Genomic DNA, 18,230 nt, shown 5'->3' on the forward strand with positions numbered 1-18,230 from the left:
CGCCCTGTTTCCTGTGAGTCGGTTTAGTCACGACCACCGTTGCCATTCCCGTTGCCGTTACCCCGGCCATTCGAGTCTGTCGATTGACGGCTGACGTCTCCGTTCGAATCCGCTTCCTCATCGGCTGGCGGTTCTTCTTCGGTCGGTGGTTCCGTGTTCTCGTCTTCAGTGTTCGTGTCGTTTCCATTATTCTCGTTGTTGCCATTGTTATCTGTATCGCCGTTGTTCTCGGTAGTCTCACCATCGGTCGGTTCGCCTTCCTCTGCAGGCGGCGTCTCTTCCGTCGCTGGCTCTTCTTCCTCTTCGGCCGGAGGCTCCTCGCCTCGTTCGACCGTGTAAGAGGTTTGGAGCGGGCTCGACTGTTGATCGCCGACGAGCGCGTTCGTCGCGTTGGCGACAATCGTGAACGTCGTCTGCCCTTCAGCGAGTCCTGAGATTGCGATACTCGTGTCCTCGGTCGTCCCGACAACACGCTCGCTACCGTCTGGACGTGTCTCCGTCACAGTGAACGAAAGACCTTGGTAGCCAGCGGCTTGTACCCCTTGTGTGTCATATGACCACGAGAGTGTACCTGTCTCGCCTGGCACATCATAGTCAATCGATGCGCCGGTTGGAGCGGCCAATTTATCCGGCTGTAAGTCTTTCGGTTTCGTCCCTTTGACGTACAACTCGTTGCCGAGCGAGAGCACCGACTCCGGTTGTTGGAAGCGTTCCGGCTGACCCGTCGCTCTCGTCACTTCTTGCATCATATACTCGAAGTAGTATTGAGCGTAGTTCGGTTTAAACACCGAGACTGGTACGTCATTTGGACGACCTGACCATACCGAAATCGAATAGTCGGTCGTATAGCCGGTGAACCATTTATCCTTTTCGTCACCATTATCATCGTTCGTCGTCCCGGTTTTCCCAGCGACGTCATACGGGAACGCGCCTGGTTCATACGTGCCGTTCGACCCGCTGACGACGTCACGGAGCATGTCCGTTAACATATATGCCGTATAGTCTTCCATCGCCTGCTTCGCCTTGATTGGCGAGTTGATGGTCGAGCCGTCATTGAACTCGATTTTTTGAATCAAGTGCGGCTTCGTATACATCCCGTTCGTGCCGAGCGCCGCATAGGCGGCCGCCATTTGCGTCGTGCTTGCTTCCGCTACACCGAGACTGTTCGCAGGTAGCAGCTCGTCACCCGAACGCGCCGGTTCGATGCCAACGTTCTCGACGAATGATTCGATTGCCTCAGGTCCGAACTCTTCTTTTACTTCATTGAAGGCTCGGACGGCCGGCGTGTTACCCGAGATTGTCAAGTAATAGCGCATCGTGTTGGCACCCCGATATTCAGGGTAATAGTTTTTCGGGTTAAACTCACCTTCAGGAAACGGTTTATCGATTAACACTTTCCCGGTCGACCACTGTGCGTTCTCAATCCCTGGACCGTAATCGAAGAACGGCTTCGCCGTCGACCCGATTTGGCGTTTCTCACGCGAATAGTCACGATAGTTCTTGTCGCCTTGTTTCGCCTGTTCACTGTCGATGACGGCGATGATTTCACCCGTCTTCGTGTTCAATACGGTCGCCCCCATGCGAAGATTTTCTGGGAACTGATCTGCAGGCAGATTGACGTTGTTGTTCTTAATGTCGCTGTTGAACTTCGTATGCAACTCTTTATTGATTGACGTGTACACCTTCAAGCCCGTCCCGTAAATGTCCGCCTGCTCGAGACCATAATCTTCTTCAAGCTCAGCTTGGACGCGAGCGTAAATCGAACGTGTATACGACTCTTCTTCCGATTGGGCACCTGGTGAGATGATGTCCGCAATCTCGACGTCGAGCGCCTCGTTGTATTGTTCTTCCGTGATGTGACCGTCACGTTTCATCGACGAGAGCACTTGCTCTTGACGGTAACGCGTGAGCTCTTGGTCGCCACTGATTGGGTCATAGGCGCTCGGACGTTGTGGGAGACCGGCCAAGATGGCCGCCTCTTGATAGTTCACTTCCGAGACCGGTTTATTGAAGTAAGTCTTCGAAGCCGCTTGGACGCCCCATGCCCCTGAACCGTAATAGTTCTTGTTCAAGTACATCTCTAAAATCTGTTCTTTCGTGTACTCACGCTCAAGTTTGATGGCGAGCCACTGCTCTTGCAGTTTCCGTTTCAACTTTTTATCCGTTGATAAGAACGACTGCTTGACGAGCTGTTGCGTAATCGTCGAACCACCTTCAGCTCCGAAGCCGTCGGTCACGTTCGCGAGCACGGCGCCACCGATGCGGCGCAAGTCGACACCGTTATGCTCGTAGAAACGACGGTCCTCAATCGAGATGACCGCTTGTTGCATTACTTCTGAAATATCGTCAATCGAGACGTACTCACGGATCTGTCCGTTCTCCTCGAGCGGTTCTCCTTCAGCCGATAACAGTTGAATCGGGTACGTATCGACCAATTTCTCTTCATCGAGCGGTGGTGCTGTCGCGATCGCATACGCGGTGTATGCGCCGCCGGCGATGACGCCGATGATGAATAAAATCCCTAGTATCGTTATGATGCGTCGAAACTTCGATTTCTTCGCTTTTGGTTTTGGCTTTTTGGCCGCTGGTTTACGTTTATTGGTCGTCGTGTCTTGTCGACGTGCCATCCGACTTCGTTCCATTCACGCTTCACTCCTTCTATTTCAATCGAGCCATGCTTCAATCGCCGTCAAATAATCGATGGCGGGCATTGCCCGGGTTGGAACTTCAATTGCTTCTTGCTCAATATAGGAGAGCGGAATCGACTTGCGTCCTGATTCACGCTGTTCCCACCAGACTAATAATTGCTCTGTTGATAACACATATTGCGTATTATAGCGGCTAAACCGAATGATGACAAAACAAATCCCTCCATGCCGCTCACACTCGCGCATGTGGTGGATTTGGTGGTCGTGGAAGTTTCCGAGCGGAAATGACGTTTTATTGTTCGTCTCTTTCGCCTCGAAATCGATGTACTTGCCACGATACACCCCATTATAATCGGTCGTCGATGCTTGCTTGAAATACGCCTCTGTCACTTTTGCCGCGCTCCGTTTCGGATAATCGACTTTCACGATTTGCAGCGGCGTCGGTTTCTTATGAATGACCGCCCGACTGTGAAGCCGATAATACTCGTTCGTGTCGTTCAGCAGCGTCTCGAGGTTCATCCCTCGGTTCGCATACGTCTGCGGATTCGAGCGGGCCGGCTCAGCCGAAGGTTTCGGCTTTTTTCCGTTTGGATAGTGGAACAATGTCGTCACCCCTAATATCTAGTTTAACAGGTTCGCCCAGCCGTTCCTTCCGTCTGAAGTCTGATTGTCGAGTTCTGTCGCTCGACTCCTGCGTGGATTTTCCGCAATCCATATCGTACCAAACTCCCGTATGTTAAACTAGTATGTAGTGCATTGTGTAGTCAAATTGACACGACCTTGTTACGGAGAAGCTTTTTATTTTTCTGAAATAAGTCTTCTACTTATTAGCCATAATCAAGGCGGATTAAACGCTGATTGACGGAAGTTTCTAAAAATGTGCATAAATAGTGTACGCAAGGTTGGCAAACAATTAGCAGGCTCGCTGTTATAAACAATAGAGCCATGGTTGGAGGAGTAAGATGGAAACACAAAAGAAGTATGTCATGTTCGTCGATGAGACGGGGACGCCAAAGGGAAACACACAATTTAACCTGACCGGCGTGTTGATGGAATATAAATATGCGATCGATGCTGACGAAGCCGGCATGCCTTGTGAATTGAAGCGTCGGTTACACGCCTTCAAACGCGACGTGTTCAAGACAGAGAATATCCCGCTCCATTTAAAAGAGATTTTAAAGGCCGAGCATCCTTACGGGAAAGAGGATGGCATCACGATCGATATGCTCCGTGACTTCTGGAACAAGTTGCCTGATTTCTTGCGCGATATCGATTGCACGATTGTCAGCGTCGAGGTCGATAAACAAAAGCTCCATGACTTCTACTCGACACCGAAAGACCCGTACGTCGTCGCGTTCGCCCACTTGATGAAGTCGTTCTATGCGTTTTTGGAAGAGACGGAAGCCGTTAGCGCCCGCGTCGTCTTGGAATCTCGGGATGACTATCAAAACTTGCTCATCCAAAAAGCGTTCTTCGATATCTTCAATTCAGGAACGGTCCATCTCGACGTCGAGAAGAGCCGTCAAAAAATCAAAGGCTTCATCTTTTCCGAGAAGCAGAACACAGTGTATCAGTCTGGGCTCGAAATCGCTGACCTCGTCTGCCTCCCACTCTCTCGTGTGCGCCGCGGCGTCATCGAAGTAAAACCACGGTTCGTCCATTATGGGGATGAGAACCGCATCTTTAAAGCCATCAAGGACAAGATTTACATTCGTAAAGAAAGTCCTGACCAAGACTTCCGCAACTGGGGATTCAAAAAAGTACCGATCACCAAAAAGCGTCGCGAATGGAGCGACCATCCGTGGAACCACTAAAAACTGCCTTGCCGAACATTTCGGCAAGGCAGTTTTTTCGTTCATTGTCCGGTCGCTTGCTTGGACTTAATCCGTTTCTTCCCTTCGCGGCACATATCGAGCAACGGGCACGTCTCACAAGCGGGACGTTGCGCCTTGCAGTGATAGCGGCCGAAGAAGATGAACTGGTGATGGAGCTGCGACCATTCGTCGCGCGGGAACTTCTTCATGAGCGTGTCTTCGACTTGACGGACGTTGTCTTTCCAGCGACAGATGCCGAGACGTTTCGAGACGCGCTCGACGTGCGTATCGACCGCGAACGCGGGTTCATGAAACGCGACCGACAAGACGACGTTCGCCGTCTTCCGTCCGACGCCAGGCAACGCTTCGAGCGATTCGCGATCAGACGGGACGATCCCGTCGTGACGCTCCACGATTTGCATCGAGAGCGCCTTGACGTTTTTCGCCTTGTTCCGATACAGACCGATGCGCTTGATTAATGCCTCGATGTCGGCGACGTCGGCCGTTGCCATCGATTCGACGGTCGGATAGGCCTCGAACAGACCTGGCGTCACTTTGTTGACGAGCGCATCGGTCGCCTGTGCCGATAACGCCACGGCTACGACAAGCTCGAACGGATTTCGATGCGTCAACTCACAGTGGGCGTCCGGGAACATGCGACGCATCGTGTCAGACACTTCGGTCAATTGGGCTCTCGTCAACATCACTTTTTCCTCCGTTGATAATCGACGAGATCCTCGAGTGATTCGACGTTATGGTCTTGCCACACTCGGAGAATCTTGTCCATATATTTGAAGTTGCGTACGTTACGTAGTTTCGCCTCCCGAAGCGCGGCCATAATCAGCTCTTCGCTGAAGCCGTCCTCGGTCAGCCAACCGACAATCTGTTCAATCTCGAACGGGGTGATCGTCCCGAACTCGCGCTCAAATGTATGAATGATGCTCTCATTCAACGAATGGGTCGACGTTTCCGGTGTCACCGCTCCGTCGAGCGCCGTGAATAACGGCAACAAGCTATATCGTTCGACCTCGGCCGACGCGTCGATGGCAATCAACTCTTTTTGGAGCAAGCCGAGCAAGACGGCGCGGGCCTCGCTCTCAGCCACGTTCATCCGGTCGCCGAGTTCGCTCGGGAGCGGCATCTCGATGCCTTCCCCCGTCATCTCCAGCAAGTGGATGATGAGATTGAACTCGACCGGACTCAAGTTGAGACGACGTGCCTCCGTGAACAGTTTTCTCGGAACGACGACTGGATTTTGTTCGAACAGCTTGATTAGATTATGTGCATCCATGTCGCACATCCTTTCTAGACAAATCAATCGGGGAAGACGAAGTCATCCCCGATTGGCGATTATGGGTGAATGCGGTTCAAGAGGCGTGGGAACGGGATCGCTTCGCGGATATGCTCGATACCGCTGATCCAGGCGACCGTACGCTCAAGGCCAAGACCGAAGCCAGAGTGCGGGACCGACCCGTATTTGCGGAGTTCGAGATACCAATCGTACGCATCCGTCTCATCGAGACCTTCTTTAATGATTTCTTCTTTCAAGCGGTCGTAATCGTCTTCACGTTGCGAGCCGCCGATGATTTCGCCGTAGCCTTCCGGCGCGATCAAGTCGGCACAGAGGACAAGTTCCGGGTTCTCCGGGTCGACCTTCATATAGAACGGCTTGATGTCTTTCGGCCAATGTGTGATGAACACCGGGAGGTCATGCGCGTTGGCGATGGCCGTCTCGTGAGGGGCACCGAAATCGTCGCCGTACTCGATGTCGTCAAAGCCTTCGTCTTTCAAGAACTTGATGGCATCCGTGTAACGGACGCGCGGGAACGGCGCTTGCACTTTCTCAAGTTTCGACAAGTCGCGTCCGAGCAATTCGAGTTCGTTGCGGCAGTTCTCGAGCGCCGATTTGGCGATATACGAGACGTAACGCTCTTGAAGCTCGAGGCTCATGTCGTGGTCGAAGAATGCCATCTCCGGCTCAATCATCCAGAACTCGATCAAGTGGCGGCGCGTCTTCGATTTCTCGGCGCGGAACGTCGGTCCGAACGAGAATACTTTGCCAAGTGCCATCGCAGCAGCTTCCATGTAAAGCTGGCCCGTTTGTGACAAGTAGGCCGGTTGTCCGAAGTAATCTGTCTCAAACAATTCCGTCGTGCCTTCTGGTGCGCTCGAGGTGATGATCGGCGGATCGATTTTCACGAACCCTTCTTGGTTATAGAACTCATACGTCGACCGAATCAATTCGTTGCGGACTTTCATGATCGCATGCTGACGACGCGAACGGAGCCAAAGGTGACGGTTGTCCATCAAGAACTCGGTACCGTGCTCTTTCGGTGTGATCGGATAGTCGACCGATTCCGCGATCACTTCCATCGCCGTCACTTCGAGCTCGAAACCGAGCGGTGTGCGCCCGCCGTCCGATTTGACCGTACCAGTGACCCAGACCGACGTCTCTTGCGTCACGCCTTTGGCGAGCGCGAACAACTCCTCGGCTACATCGGCTTTGACGACGACCGCTTGCGCGAAGCCGCTCCCGTCACGAAGTTGGAGGAAAGCGATCTTTCCGCTCGAACGTTTGTTGGCGATCCAGGCTCCGACGCGTACCGTCTGGCCTTCGTAATCTTTAAATTGGCTGATTGAAATTGTTGTCATGTCCATATCCATCCTTTCGCTTATCGAGCGTTACGTGTAATGAAGTCTTCTACTCGATCGAGCGCTTCTAATACCCGTTTCAATTCTGTTGCATAAGACAAGCGGACGTAGTCGTCCTGTCCGAAACCTGATCCAGGGACGAGGGCGACGAACGCTTCGCCGAGCACGGCCTCACACCATGCGTCGACCGAGTCGTATCCGCTCATCGATGCCGCCTCTTTGGCGTTGGCATATAAGTAAAATGCGCCTTGCGGCTTCAAGCACGTGATGCCAGGGATGGCAATCAGACGCTCATAGACGATCTCGAGTCGTTCCGCGAACGAGACGCGCATCATTTCGACGTCGTCTTGTGGTCCGTTGTACGCTTCGACCGCCGCCGCTTGGGCGATTGACGTCGGGTTCGACGTCGAGTGCGATGCGAGGTTCGTCATCGCCTCAATAATCGTCTGATCGCCAACGGCATAGCCGATGCGCCATCCCGTCATGGCGTGTGATTTCGAGACGCCGTTGATGATGATCGTTCGCTCCAACATGCCTGGAAGCGTCGCGATTGAGACGAACTCTGCATCGCCGTAGACGAGCTTCTCATAAATCTCGTCACTGACGACGAGCAGGTCGTGGCGTTTGATGACGTCCGCGAGGGCCGACAACTCCGCCTCGGTATAAATCATACCGGTCGGGTTTGACGGGCTGTTCAGGATAACCGCTTTCGTCCGATCCGTGATGGCCGCCTCGAGCAAATCAGGCGTCAGTTTGAACATCGTCGTCTCGTTCGTATCGACGTAGACCGGTACGCCGTCTGCGAGCTTCACTTGCTCCGGATAGCTGACCCAATACGGTACCGGGATGATGACCTCATCTCCTTCATCTAAAATCGCTTGGAACAATGTATAAAGGGCATGCTTCGCACCAGAGGCGACCATGACCTCGGCACGTGTGAACGTCAAGTTACTGTCGCGCTTCGTCTTCTCGATAATCGCGTCTTTCAATTCGACCGTCCCGCCAGATGGCGTATACTTCGTGTCACCATCGCGAGCGGCCTGACAGGCTGCCTCGATGATGCGTTCCGGCGTGTTGAAGTCCGGTTCCCCGGCGCCGAGGCCGATGACGTCTTGTCCCGAAGCCTTTAACGCTTTCGCTTTCGCCGTGATGGCGAGTGTCGTTGAAGGTGTCAACTGCTTTACACGTTGTGCCAATAGATGTTCCACAAAAACTCCCCCTTGGTTTCGTTACGAGTCCGTCAATTGGACCCGTCGAATAAATTCGCCTGCTTGGAGCGTATAATACGAATACGTATACGATGCGCCCGATTTCGTGACGACCTCGATCAAGGCCCGTTCGTCAAACCCGTATTTACAGCTGACGAGTGACCCGCCCGTCTCCGCGACCGATTCGGCACAGACTTGGTCGCGGTCGACCGACGCGATGTCACGCGTCACGATCGGCAACTTGTCATCGACCGGCACAAACTGGACTTGATCCGTTTCCTCGAAAACGACGTACGGTTCCGTCCCGTTATACAGCTCGGCCCGTTCGATGTTGACGGCCGGTTGTTCGGTCTCGAGACGCTCGCGTGCCGCCTCGATCATCTTGTCTTTTGTGCGCTCGGTATGACCGACCGTGAACCAATAGATGCCACTAAATACGATGACGACACCAATCAGTGCCGTCATGAACGCAACCACTACTTTCGTCTTCCGTGTCATTCCGTCCGATAGATGGTGAACACCATCTCTTCTTTCTTCGAATCATTCACTTTTTTCTCTAAAGCAAGACCGAACATTAAATCTTGGCCCTTCAACGTGCGGTTCAACAAGTCGACGATTTTGTATACATCTGCCGTCGGCTCGATTCGAACCGTCGCCAACGTCTCAATATTCGAATTCATGATTACTCCTCCTTCAAAAAACACTATACCCATTATTATAAAACGATAATATCGCCATGCCTAGCGTTATCTCTGATTTCCTAGGCCGGTCTTCTCTTTCTCGTCTAAAAACAGTTCCAGTTCGGCGAGTGAGGTCTCGAGCGGACCGTCAATCCGGTCGACGGCCGGCAAACTGTTGATGAACTGCTTCCCGTAACGTGTCGTCTCGACACGGCGGTCGAAGACGAAGATGGCGCCGTAATCCTCTTTCGAGCGAATCAGACGGCCGACCCCTTGCTTGAAGCGGATGACCGCTTGCGGGAGTGACAGCTCGAAGAATGACGATTTGCCGGTCGCCTCGATTTTCTCGGACCGCGCCTGCATGACCGGTTGGTCGGGCGGTGCGAACGGGAGGCGGACGATGATGAGGCAGCTGAGTGCCTCGCCCGGAATGTCGACACCTTCCCAGAAACTGGCCGTCCCGAACAAGATCGATTGGTCGATGCGCTTGAACTGTTTCGTCAAACGGCTGCGTGACCCGCCGCTGACGCCTTGGGCGAGGAGCGTATAGCCCTCATCGAGCTGGTCCTTGACGGCCTCGTGCGTCAACCGCAACAGTTCGTTCGAGGTGAACAAGACGAGCATCCGCCCTTTCGTCACATTGGCGATTTGGGCGATCGAGTCCGCTATCTGTTCGACGAACCGTGGCAACGGCACTTCGTTGATGAGCGGGATGTCGGACGGCACGAACAGCTTCGCTTGTTTCTTGAAATCGAACGGTGACGCCAGGACGACGCGACGGACATCTTCGTGATCGAGGCCGAGACGGCGTTCGATGAATCCGAAGCGGCCTGAAACGGTCATCGTCGCCGACGTCAAAACGGTCGGACGTTTGGCGAACAGGCGTTCATGCAAGAGCGGTCCGATTTCGACCGGCTGCGTGTATACCGACGTCAGCTTGCGGTTCGCCAGGTTGAGTTCGACCCAACTGACCGCATCGTCATCCCGCGTGAGCATCGTCTCGTAGAGCACGCTCTCGATATCGCGCACGTCCCCGATGAACGCCTTCAAATCACCGAGCACGGCCCGTTGTTTGAACGTCATATGCTCTTTGTGCTCATCGAGGAGGCGATGGAGCTGCCGGAGCGTCGTCCGGAGTGTCCGCAGACGGTCCTCGAGTCGCTTCGCCACTTCCCGGATTGGACGGAACGGCTCCCCTTCCCGATCGAAGCGGACGGTTTGGCGCTGTTCGCGTTTCTTCCCGAGCGATTGGAGCGCCGTGAGCAAATCGTTCAGTTCGTCGTCGACGCGGGCGAGCGCTTGATCGGTCGCCTTGCTGAACGCCTCGGCTTCTTCCGAGACGGCCGTCAAATCAGCGAGTCCAAGCACGCGTGAATGGAACTTGCCATCGGCACCGTAACCGAACCACTTGAACAAACGGTCGAACTGAATCGCGTCGAACGTCACACCGAAGTGATGCGACGCGACTTCCTCGACTTGATGGGCCTCATCTAAAATGAGCGGCGTATCGGTCGGAAGGATCCCGGCCTGATGCTGCAAATCCGAGAACAACAAGGCGTGGTTCGTGACGATGATATCGGCCTCTTTCGAACGCAAGACGGCTCGGGTGAAGAAGTCCCGGCTATACCACGGATCGAAACGGCCGAAGTCTGAGGCCGCGTCGGCTTGGATGAGCCGTTTGAACGAGGCCGGCCCTTGTGAGGCCGCGCCCGGTAGCGACAACTCTTCCAAGTCGCCGGTCTCCGTCTCGGTCAACCAGACGAGCACCATCGCCTTGCACATCGCCGGGAGCAAGCCTTCGTTCGCCTCTTCGAGAATCATCTCGAACTTGCGGAGGTCGATGTAATTGCGTCTCCCTTTCAATAGCGTGAACTCGATTTCAGGGAAAATCGCCTTTAAAATCGGCAAATCTCGATTCAACAGTTGTTCCTGCAATTGAATCGTATGTGTGCTGACGACGACCGGGCGTTTCGTCTCGAGTGCGTGATGCGCGCTCGGAATCAAATACGCCAATGTTTTTCCGGTCCCCGTCCCCGCCTCGATCAACAGCGTCGCTTCGTCATCGAGCGCCTTATAGACATGGCGCATCATCTCGAATTGACTTTGTCGTGGCTCGAATTGGCCGAACAGTGCAGGGAGCGTCTCTTCAATCGTCCGGTGCAGGAACGGTTCGAACGGCTCGCGCTCGACGGCGGGCTCGAACGTGTCGACAAGGCGTCTCAGTGCGATTTTCCGATGAATATCGTACGTCGTCTCATCGTCGGCCCGAATCCCGACTTGTATGATCAATTCATCGAGCAACGGCTCGACGTTGCTTGTCCACGATTCGGACAACCTTCGCAATTGTTTCAGCGTGACGAGCGGTAACGCGCGCAACCGCTCGACTAAACGAATGAACAGTTCCGCCGTCGCCTCGGCGTCGCTGAGTGCACGGTGAGCATCGGTGTGCACGAGGTTGAACGTCTCGGCGAGAGATTCGAGCGCGTGGCTCTCGAGCGTCGGATATAGAATCCGCGCCAGTTCGACCGTATCGATGGCCCGGCCCTGGAACGGTATATATCCGGCCAACTCTAAGCTCTCATTCAAAAAATTCAAATCAAACGATACGTTGTGGGCGACGAAAATCCGCCCGTCTAGCATCTTCCATATATCTGGGATCACGTCCTCAAACGTCGGGGCATCCGCCACGTCTTGATTCGTGATCGTCGTCAACTGCGTGATAAAAGGCGGGATCGGGCGACTCGGGCGAATCAAGGTACTGTAGCGCTCAATCACTTCACTCCCTTGAACGACCACCGCCGCAAATTCAATCAGTTCGTCGCCGGACTTGACGGAATGACCAGTCGTCTCCAAATCCACTATCACATAGGTGTCCATAACATCCATCCCATCTTCGGCACGCTCGTGCTTTCTGTCTGTCTCATCTTACCATAGAACGATACACGAAAAAACGGGGATGCCTTTCGCGGACATCCCCGTTCGTCTTATAAAATCGTATGGGCGATCTCTTCGTAAAGAAGTTGATCGATCTCGTTTCGCTCGTTCAAGACGGCGACTTTCGGACGATGTTGTTTCGCTTCCTCGGCTGTCATTTGACCGTACGCCATGATGATGACGACGTCCCCGACTTGGAAATGACGGGCCGCAGCCCCGTTCAAACAGACGACGCCTGAACCTCGTTCGCCTTTGATGACGTACGTCTCGATACGAGCCCCGTTATGGTTGTTCGTGATATGGACATGCTCGTTCTCCATAATCCCGACCGCGTCCATCAAATCTTCATCGATCGTGATTGAGCCGACGTAATGCAAGTTCGCCTCGGTGACGGTCGCCTTGTGTAGTTTTGCGTGCATGAATGTTCGAATCATTGGATTCATCCTCTCTTCCAAATCACATTATCAATCAAGCGGGCCCGTTCGAACTGCACCGCTACGGCAATCAATAGTTCGGTTGACGCCGAGGTCACCTCGGTCAACGTTGGATAGTCTTTGATTTCGACATAGTCGATCGTACTGTTCGGAATGTTGTTCAAGCGGTCCTCGAGCCGTGCCATCACGTCTCGAATCGCCTCACCTTGCGCGAGGGCGTCTCGCGCCTCGATTAAAGCACGGTTGATGTCACTCGCATCCGCCGTCTCCGTCTCCGACAGATAGACGTTGCGGGACGACTTGGCGAGGCCCGACGCTTCACGAATGATTGGACAGCGCCGAATCTCGACCGGGACGAAATAGTCGCGGACGTAGCCTTCGATTAACGCGACTTGTTGCGCGTCCTTCAACCCGAAATAAGCGCGGGTCGGACGGACGAGATTGAACAACTTCGAGACGACGGTCAAGACGCCATCGAAATGACCGGGACGACTGGCCCCGCATAAGACGTCTGCGCCGGTGCGCACCGTCACCCGTGCCATGTCGAGCGGATACATCGTCTCCGTGTTCGGATAGAACAAGACGTCGACACCCGCCTCACGGGCGAGCGCCTCGTCCCGCTCGAAATCACGCGGATAGCGATCGAGGTCTTCGTTCGGACCGAATTGGGTCGGGTTGACGAAGATGCTCATGACGACGAGGTCGTTTTCTGACTCGGCCGCCTCGATGAGACTGAGGTGCCCTTCGTGCAAATAGCCCATCGTCGGGACGAAACCGATCGTCCCGACACCTGTCAATGCTTCCTGTAACGAACGTGGGGTCGTGACGATGTTCATGCCTTGCCCCCATAGAGCGTGTCGAGCAATGACTCATCCATCGTGAACGTGTGCCGTTCAAGCGGGAACGAGCCGTCTTTCGTCGCATCGACATAATTGCGAATCGCCGTCGTCGCGACGTCGTTCACATCGGCATACGCCTCGACGAACTTCGGAAGACGGTCGACGCCATATTTCAAGATATCGTGATAGACGAGCACTTGGCCGTCCACGTCAGCGCCCGCCCCGATGCCGATGACCGGGATGTGGAGCGCCTCGGCAATCTTTTTGGCCAATTGATGCGGCACACATTCGAGGACGAGCATCTTCGCACCGACCCGCTCCGCCTCGAGGCTATCAGCAATCAACTGTTCCGCATCTTCGAGCGATTTGCCTTGCACTTTATACCCTTCGAGCACACCGACCGATTGCGGTGTGAGGCCAAGGTGGGCGACACACGGCATACCGACTTTCGTCAGCCGCTCGATCGTCTCGAGTACCTCGCCCGCCCCTTCGAGCTTGATCGCGTCGGCCCGTCCGTCTTGGAACAGCGTCGCGGCCGCTTGGAGCGTGCGGTCGAAATCACCGTGGTATGTCGCGAACGGCATATCGACGACGACGAACGTGTCACGTGCCCCGCGGCGTACGGCTTTCGCGTGATGGACCATATCCGAGATCGTCACGGGAATCGTCGAATCGTAGCCGAGCACGACCATCCCGAGCGAATCACCGACTAAAATGATATCGACGCCTGCAGCCTCGGCCAGTTTCGCGGACGGATAATCGTAGGCGGTCAACATGACCAATTTTTCTTCTTGCTTCATCTTTTTCAATAACGAAGTCATCGTATGCATGTGCTTCTCCTCCTAATGTGGAGACAGGTTAGAAAAAACGCCTTCCTACACGAATGGTAAGAAGGCGCACGAAAACAATCTCAAGTAGATGAGTGTCCTTCTGTCCCTGTCAAAATGATCAAGGCAGACAAATAAATGTAGTGACGGTCTGCAGTACGGGTACACTTCGCGAGCGATAGCGTCCGGCACATTCATTATAGACCATGAACCCGTTTCCATCAATCATTCCAAACCGCGATCTCGGCAGAGTAGATCGGCTCGACCGCTCCTTCATGTTCGAGCAGGAGCGCCCCTTCCTCTGAAATGCCGCGCATCGTCCCGCGTCGTGGTTTCCCAGACGCCGTCAACGTCACCGGTTCGTTCAAATAGGCGGCATGTTCGAGCCAATGAGTGCGCACTGGGCCAAACCCCGACGCGAGGAACAAGTCGTATTCGGTCTCGAGCTCGGCGAGCAAGTGCGCGAGCAACTCGCTTCTTCGATACGTCTGGTTCGTTTCGAGCTTGATGGACGTCGCGCGATGGGCGAGCTCGTCCGGGATGACGTCGCTGTTGACGTTCAACCCGAACCCGAGGATGACGGCTTGAATCCGGTCGCCCTCCGTCTGCATCTCGGTCAGGATGCCCCCGATTTTTTTCCCGTTGAGCAACAAGTCGTTCGGCCATTTTATTGTGGCCGGGATGCCTTGTGCGTGCAAGGCGCGCGCGAACGCGCTCGCCGCCATGAGCGTCAGCTTCGAGGCATCACGAATCGGCAACGCCGGACGCAAGATGACGCTCGCCGCGATATTGACCTGGCTCGGATTATACCAGTTCCGGCCGAGTTGTCCTCGGCCCGCCGTCTGTTCCTCACTGATGACGAGCGTCCCTTCAAGCACGCCCTTTTGCGCCAATTCATGGGCGATGCGTTGGGTCGTGTCGACTTGATCATACGCATGGACGACTTGTCCGAACCGCCCTTTTCGGAACGAGACGAACGCCGGTTCATCGAGCCGGTCCGTCTGGCCGGACAATTGATACCCTTTCCGGGGAATCGTGTCGATCGCATACCCGTCTTGTTTCAACGTCTCGATATGTTTCCAAATAGCGGTACGTGAAATATTTAACTGGCGGGCCAACTCTTGACCGCTCCAGACGGCCCCGTCCTGCAACAGGTTTAATACTTTTCCGCGTGTTGAAGCCATTGTTCGGCCTCCTTTCGTAACGGTTCCGGCTCGTTGGCGAGCTCGCCGTCCAGCACGAGCCGTTCGACATGGGCGAGCACTTGCTTGATGCGCGGACCCCGGGCCCCGATTTCAAGCGCATCCCGTCCGTCGAAGCGAAGCTCCCGGCGCGATTGAATCGACAACTGCCGCTTCAACTGTTCGGCCGTCTCGGGCCGTCCCGACATCTCGAGATACGTCGCCAGCGTCTCCGTCGTCGTCTCATAAATCGTGAACGTATCGAGGCCGGTCGTGAACAACCGGGCGAGCACGTTCGCCTCCCGCTTCAGCGCGTTCGAGCGTTTCCACGGCGTCAGCCAATCGGGCGCGGCGGCATGATGGACGAACAACGCCCAGCCCCCGACCGGATTGATCGGCGTCCGCTTGTCGGCGATGACGCGCTCGATCAGTTCTGCCGACACGTTCGGCAAATACTGATGGATGCCGAGGTCAAGCATCGCCGCGAGCGCTTTTCGATACGCCGGACCGACCATCAGCTTCTCGAACTCGATGGCGACCCGCTCCATCGCGATGTCTTTCAATTTGTGGCCGAGCTCGCGCGAGGCCCGTTGCACGTCGTCGTCGAGCCGGAAATCGAGCTGGGCCATGAAGCGGAACGCCCGCATGATACGGAGCGCATCCTCGTTGAAGCGTTCATACGGGCTGCCGACGGTGCGGATGACACGTGCCTCGAGGTCCATCCGTCCCCCGAACAAGTCGACGACGTTGCCGTCATGGAACGCCATCGCGTTCATCGTGAAGTCACGCCGTTTCATATCCTCCTCGAGCGAGACGCCGAGCGACACGTGATCGGGCCGTCTCGAGTCCGAATACGTCCCTTCTGACCGGAACGTCGTCACTTCGAACGGATGGTGGTCGAGAATGACCGTCACCGTCCCGTGGTCGATTCCGGTCGGCACCGATTTCGGGAACAAGCGCATGACCTCGTCCGGGAAGAGCGACGTGGCAATATCGATATCGTCCGGCAGCGTACCGCGCATGTAATCGCGGACGGCACCGCCGACGATATACGCTTCCCCGCCGTGGGCGTTAATCGTCTCGATAATCCGTTTGGCATATTCCCATTCCGTCATGGGCGCACCACCTGTTCATAGAGTTGTTCATACGCCGAGACGATATCGGCCGAGGCGAACTGTTTGGCCCGTTCGAGCCCGTTCGCGCGGAAACGAGCGTGCAGTTCTTTGTCGAGCAAAATCGCTTCGAGCGCTCTTGTCGCCGCCTGCGCATCGCCACGTTTGACGACGAAGCCTTCCGCGCCGTCGGTGATGACTTCCGGCAATCCGCCCGCATCGCTGACGACCGACGGGACACCCGTCGCCATCGCCTCAAGCGCGACGAGACCGAACGCCTCTTTATCCGATAATAGGATATGGACGTCGCTGATCGACAAGAGCGCTGCCACTTGCTCTTGCTTCCCGGCAAAGATAACTTGCGTCTCGAGGTCCATCTCGCTCACGAGGCGACGCATCGCCCCCATGAGTGGACCGTCACCGACGAGGAGCAGTTTCTTGTGCGGGACGTCCATCTGCTGGAACGCCTCGAGCACGAGGTCGATGCGCTTCACTTGCCGGAAGTTCGAGATATGGATGACGACCCGGTCGTGATCAGACAAGCCGTACCGCTCGCGGAGCGATGTGTCAGCCTGCGGTTGATAGACCGTCTCATCGATGAAGTTATGGATGACGTCGATTGACAGGTCCGACCCGATCCGCTCGAGCGTCTCTTGCTTCAAACTGTCCGAGACGGCCGTGATGGCGTTCGATTGCCGTAAGCCGTACAAAATCGCCGGCTTCAATTCCTCATCTTCTCCGAGCACGGTAATATCGGTGCCGTGGAGCGTCGACACGATCGGCGTCTTCGTTCCCGCCATCTCGCGCCCGAGGGCGGCACAGACGGCGTGCGGCACCGCATAGTGGGCGTGGATGACATCGAGGCCGAACGCCCGGATGACGCTCGCAATCTTCGACGCGAGCGTGATGTCGTACGGTGGATAGCGGAACACCGAATATTGATTGATCTCGACTTGGTGGAACGTGATGTTCGGATGATAGGCGTTCAACCGGAATGGGATGCTCGACGTGATGAAATGGACGTCATGGCCCCGGTCGGCGAGTTTCATCCCCAGCTCGGTGGCGAGAATGCCCGACCCACCGACCGACGGATAACAGAGAACTCCGATGCGTAGACTCATGTGAGCTCACCTGCCCGATGGACGACGTACGGGCGGCTCGTCATCAACCCTTCCGCATAGGCGGTCCCAATCAAGCTGCCGAAATGACGTTCCCGCGCCAATACCCGCTCGAGATAGGCGTCCGTGAGCGGCGTCGCCACGCCGTCGACCGGTGTGAATTGACTGGCGTATGCCCGAAGCGCGTCGAGTTTATGTTCGATCGTCCCCGTGATGTCGATGCAGACGTCCGGTGTCGTATGGGCGTTAATCATATATTGATAGACGCTCGACGGCCGATATGCCGGGACGTCGGGCATGTATTTATGGATGCCGGCGTTAAAGAGCGCCTCCTCGACGAGTCTGGCGCAGGCACCGTGATCGGGATGGCGGTCGATGCCGTATGGATACAGGACGTGTGTCGGACGCTCGGTCCGAATCAACCGGACGATCGCCTCGATTTGCGTGGCGTCCCCGGTCAAGCCCCGGTCTGGGAAGCCGAGATTGATGCGGCGGATGCCGAGCACACGATTGGCCGCTTCAGCTTCGAGGCCGCGTGTGACGACGTCCCCGTTCGAGGACAGTTCCGCCCGTGTCAAATCGACGTACAGGACGTCGATGCCGGCCTCGGTCCATTGGGCGGTCATGCCGGCGATTCCGATTTCGATATCGTCCGGATGGGCCCCGATTGCTACTATTTTCATAAAATCACCTCTTCTGTGAAAAGTATATCGGACTCATCGTGGAATGTCATATGTAGAGGGTAGTCAATCAAGAGGTTTTTCGAGTACGCTACTAGGTGGG

17 protein-coding genes are annotated in these 18,230 nt (G+C 55.3%); 1 reads left to right on the forward strand and 16 read right to left on the reverse strand.

From position 1 onward, the window contains the following. Window positions 1-23 precede the first annotated feature (23 nt). Window positions 24-2,642 (reverse strand): transglycosylase domain-containing protein, encoded by a 2,619-nt coding sequence (locus KNP83_RS07425; protein ID WP_214761946.1) that lies wholly within the window; start codon window positions 2,640-2,642, stop codon window positions 24-26. Between the two features lie 21 nt (window positions 2,643-2,663). Continuing rightward, a complete protein-coding gene (recU, locus tag KNP83_RS07430; protein ID WP_214761947.1) occupies window positions 2,664-3,260 on the reverse strand; it encodes a Holliday junction resolvase RecU in 597 nt (198 codons plus the stop codon). Between the two features lie 350 nt (window positions 3,261-3,610). Here recU and KNP83_RS07435 point away from each other — a divergent pair, with 350 nt between their 5' ends. Next, complete coding sequence (locus KNP83_RS07435) at window positions 3,611-4,462, forward strand: DUF3800 domain-containing protein (RefSeq protein WP_021067230.1); 852 nt, start codon at window positions 3,611-3,613, stop codon at window positions 4,460-4,462. A 41-nt stretch (window positions 4,463-4,503) separates the two neighbouring features. Here the strand turns inward: KNP83_RS07435 and nth are convergent, their stop codons facing one another. The 14 genes from nth to bshB1 all read right to left on the reverse strand — a co-directional run bounded on the left by nth (window position 4,504) and on the right by bshB1 (window position 18,130). After that, window positions 4,504-5,166, reverse strand: coding sequence for an endonuclease III (nth, locus tag KNP83_RS07440; RefSeq protein WP_214761948.1), 663 nt, complete (start codon window positions 5,164-5,166; stop codon window positions 4,504-4,506). After that, window positions 5,166-5,753 carry a DnaD domain-containing protein gene (locus KNP83_RS07445; protein ID WP_214761949.1) on the reverse strand — a complete coding sequence of 196 codons (588 nt, stop codon included), beginning with the start codon at window positions 5,751-5,753 and terminating at the stop codon, window positions 5,166-5,168. The genes nth and KNP83_RS07445 overlap by 1 nt, the downstream gene beginning before the upstream one ends. A gap of 59 nt (window positions 5,754-5,812) precedes the next feature. Further along, window positions 5,813-7,114 carry an asparagine--tRNA ligase gene (gene asnS / locus KNP83_RS07450; protein WP_214761950.1) on the reverse strand — a complete coding sequence of 434 codons (1,302 nt, stop codon included), beginning with the start codon at window positions 7,112-7,114 and terminating at the stop codon, window positions 5,813-5,815. A 20-nt stretch (window positions 7,115-7,134) separates the two neighbouring features. Next, window positions 7,135-8,322, reverse strand: coding sequence for a pyridoxal phosphate-dependent aminotransferase (locus tag KNP83_RS07455; protein WP_214761951.1), 1,188 nt, complete (start codon window positions 8,320-8,322; stop codon window positions 7,135-7,137). A 21-nt stretch (window positions 8,323-8,343) separates the two neighbouring features. Next, entirely contained in the window at window positions 8,344-8,787 is a 444-nt protein-coding gene (locus KNP83_RS07460) for a hypothetical protein (protein ID WP_251139280.1), read from the reverse strand. A 29-nt stretch (window positions 8,788-8,816) separates the two neighbouring features. Then, entirely contained in the window at window positions 8,817-9,002 is a 186-nt protein-coding gene (locus KNP83_RS07465; RefSeq protein ID WP_214761953.1) for a YpmA family protein, read from the reverse strand. Between the two features lie 66 nt (window positions 9,003-9,068). Further along, window positions 9,069-11,879 (reverse strand): ATP-dependent DNA helicase DinG, encoded by a 2,811-nt coding sequence (dinG, locus tag KNP83_RS07470; protein WP_214761954.1) that lies wholly within the window; start codon window positions 11,877-11,879, stop codon window positions 9,069-9,071. 107 nt (window positions 11,880-11,986) lie between these two features. Next, window positions 11,987-12,370, reverse strand: coding sequence for an aspartate 1-decarboxylase (panD, locus tag KNP83_RS07475; protein WP_021067221.1), 384 nt, complete (start codon window positions 12,368-12,370; stop codon window positions 11,987-11,989). 5 nt (window positions 12,371-12,375) lie between these two features. Then, complete coding sequence (panC, locus tag KNP83_RS07480; RefSeq protein ID WP_214761955.1) at window positions 12,376-13,206, reverse strand: pantoate--beta-alanine ligase; 831 nt, start codon at window positions 13,204-13,206, stop codon at window positions 12,376-12,378. After that, the gene (gene panB / locus KNP83_RS07485) at window positions 13,203-14,039 is read right to left on the reverse strand and encodes a 3-methyl-2-oxobutanoate hydroxymethyltransferase (RefSeq protein WP_214761956.1); all 837 of its coding nucleotides are present in this window, start codon (window positions 14,037-14,039) and stop codon (window positions 13,203-13,205) included. Before panB ends, panC begins: the two co-directional genes overlap by 4 nt. Window positions 14,040-14,257: 218 nt before the next feature. Continuing rightward, window positions 14,258-15,220 (reverse strand): biotin--[acetyl-CoA-carboxylase] ligase, encoded by a 963-nt coding sequence (locus KNP83_RS07490; RefSeq protein WP_214761957.1) that lies wholly within the window; start codon window positions 15,218-15,220, stop codon window positions 14,258-14,260. Continuing rightward, window positions 15,193-16,332, reverse strand: coding sequence for a CCA tRNA nucleotidyltransferase (locus tag KNP83_RS07495; RefSeq protein ID WP_214761958.1), 1,140 nt, complete (start codon window positions 16,330-16,332; stop codon window positions 15,193-15,195). Before KNP83_RS07495 ends, KNP83_RS07490 begins: the two co-directional genes overlap by 28 nt. Then, window positions 16,329-17,450 (reverse strand): N-acetyl-alpha-D-glucosaminyl L-malate synthase BshA, encoded by a 1,122-nt coding sequence (gene bshA, locus KNP83_RS07500; RefSeq protein ID WP_214761959.1) that lies wholly within the window; start codon window positions 17,448-17,450, stop codon window positions 16,329-16,331. Before bshA ends, KNP83_RS07495 begins: the two co-directional genes overlap by 4 nt. Beyond that, window positions 17,447-18,130, reverse strand: coding sequence for a bacillithiol biosynthesis deacetylase BshB1 (gene bshB1, locus KNP83_RS07505; protein ID WP_214761960.1), 684 nt, complete (start codon window positions 18,128-18,130; stop codon window positions 17,447-17,449). The genes bshA and bshB1 overlap by 4 nt, the downstream gene beginning before the upstream one ends. Window positions 18,131-18,230: the final 100 nt, after the last annotated feature.

The sequence above is a fragment of the Exiguobacterium sp. s146 genome, assembly GCF_018618415.1.
Taxonomy (GTDB): Bacteria; Bacillota; Bacilli; order Exiguobacteriales; family Exiguobacteriaceae; genus Exiguobacterium.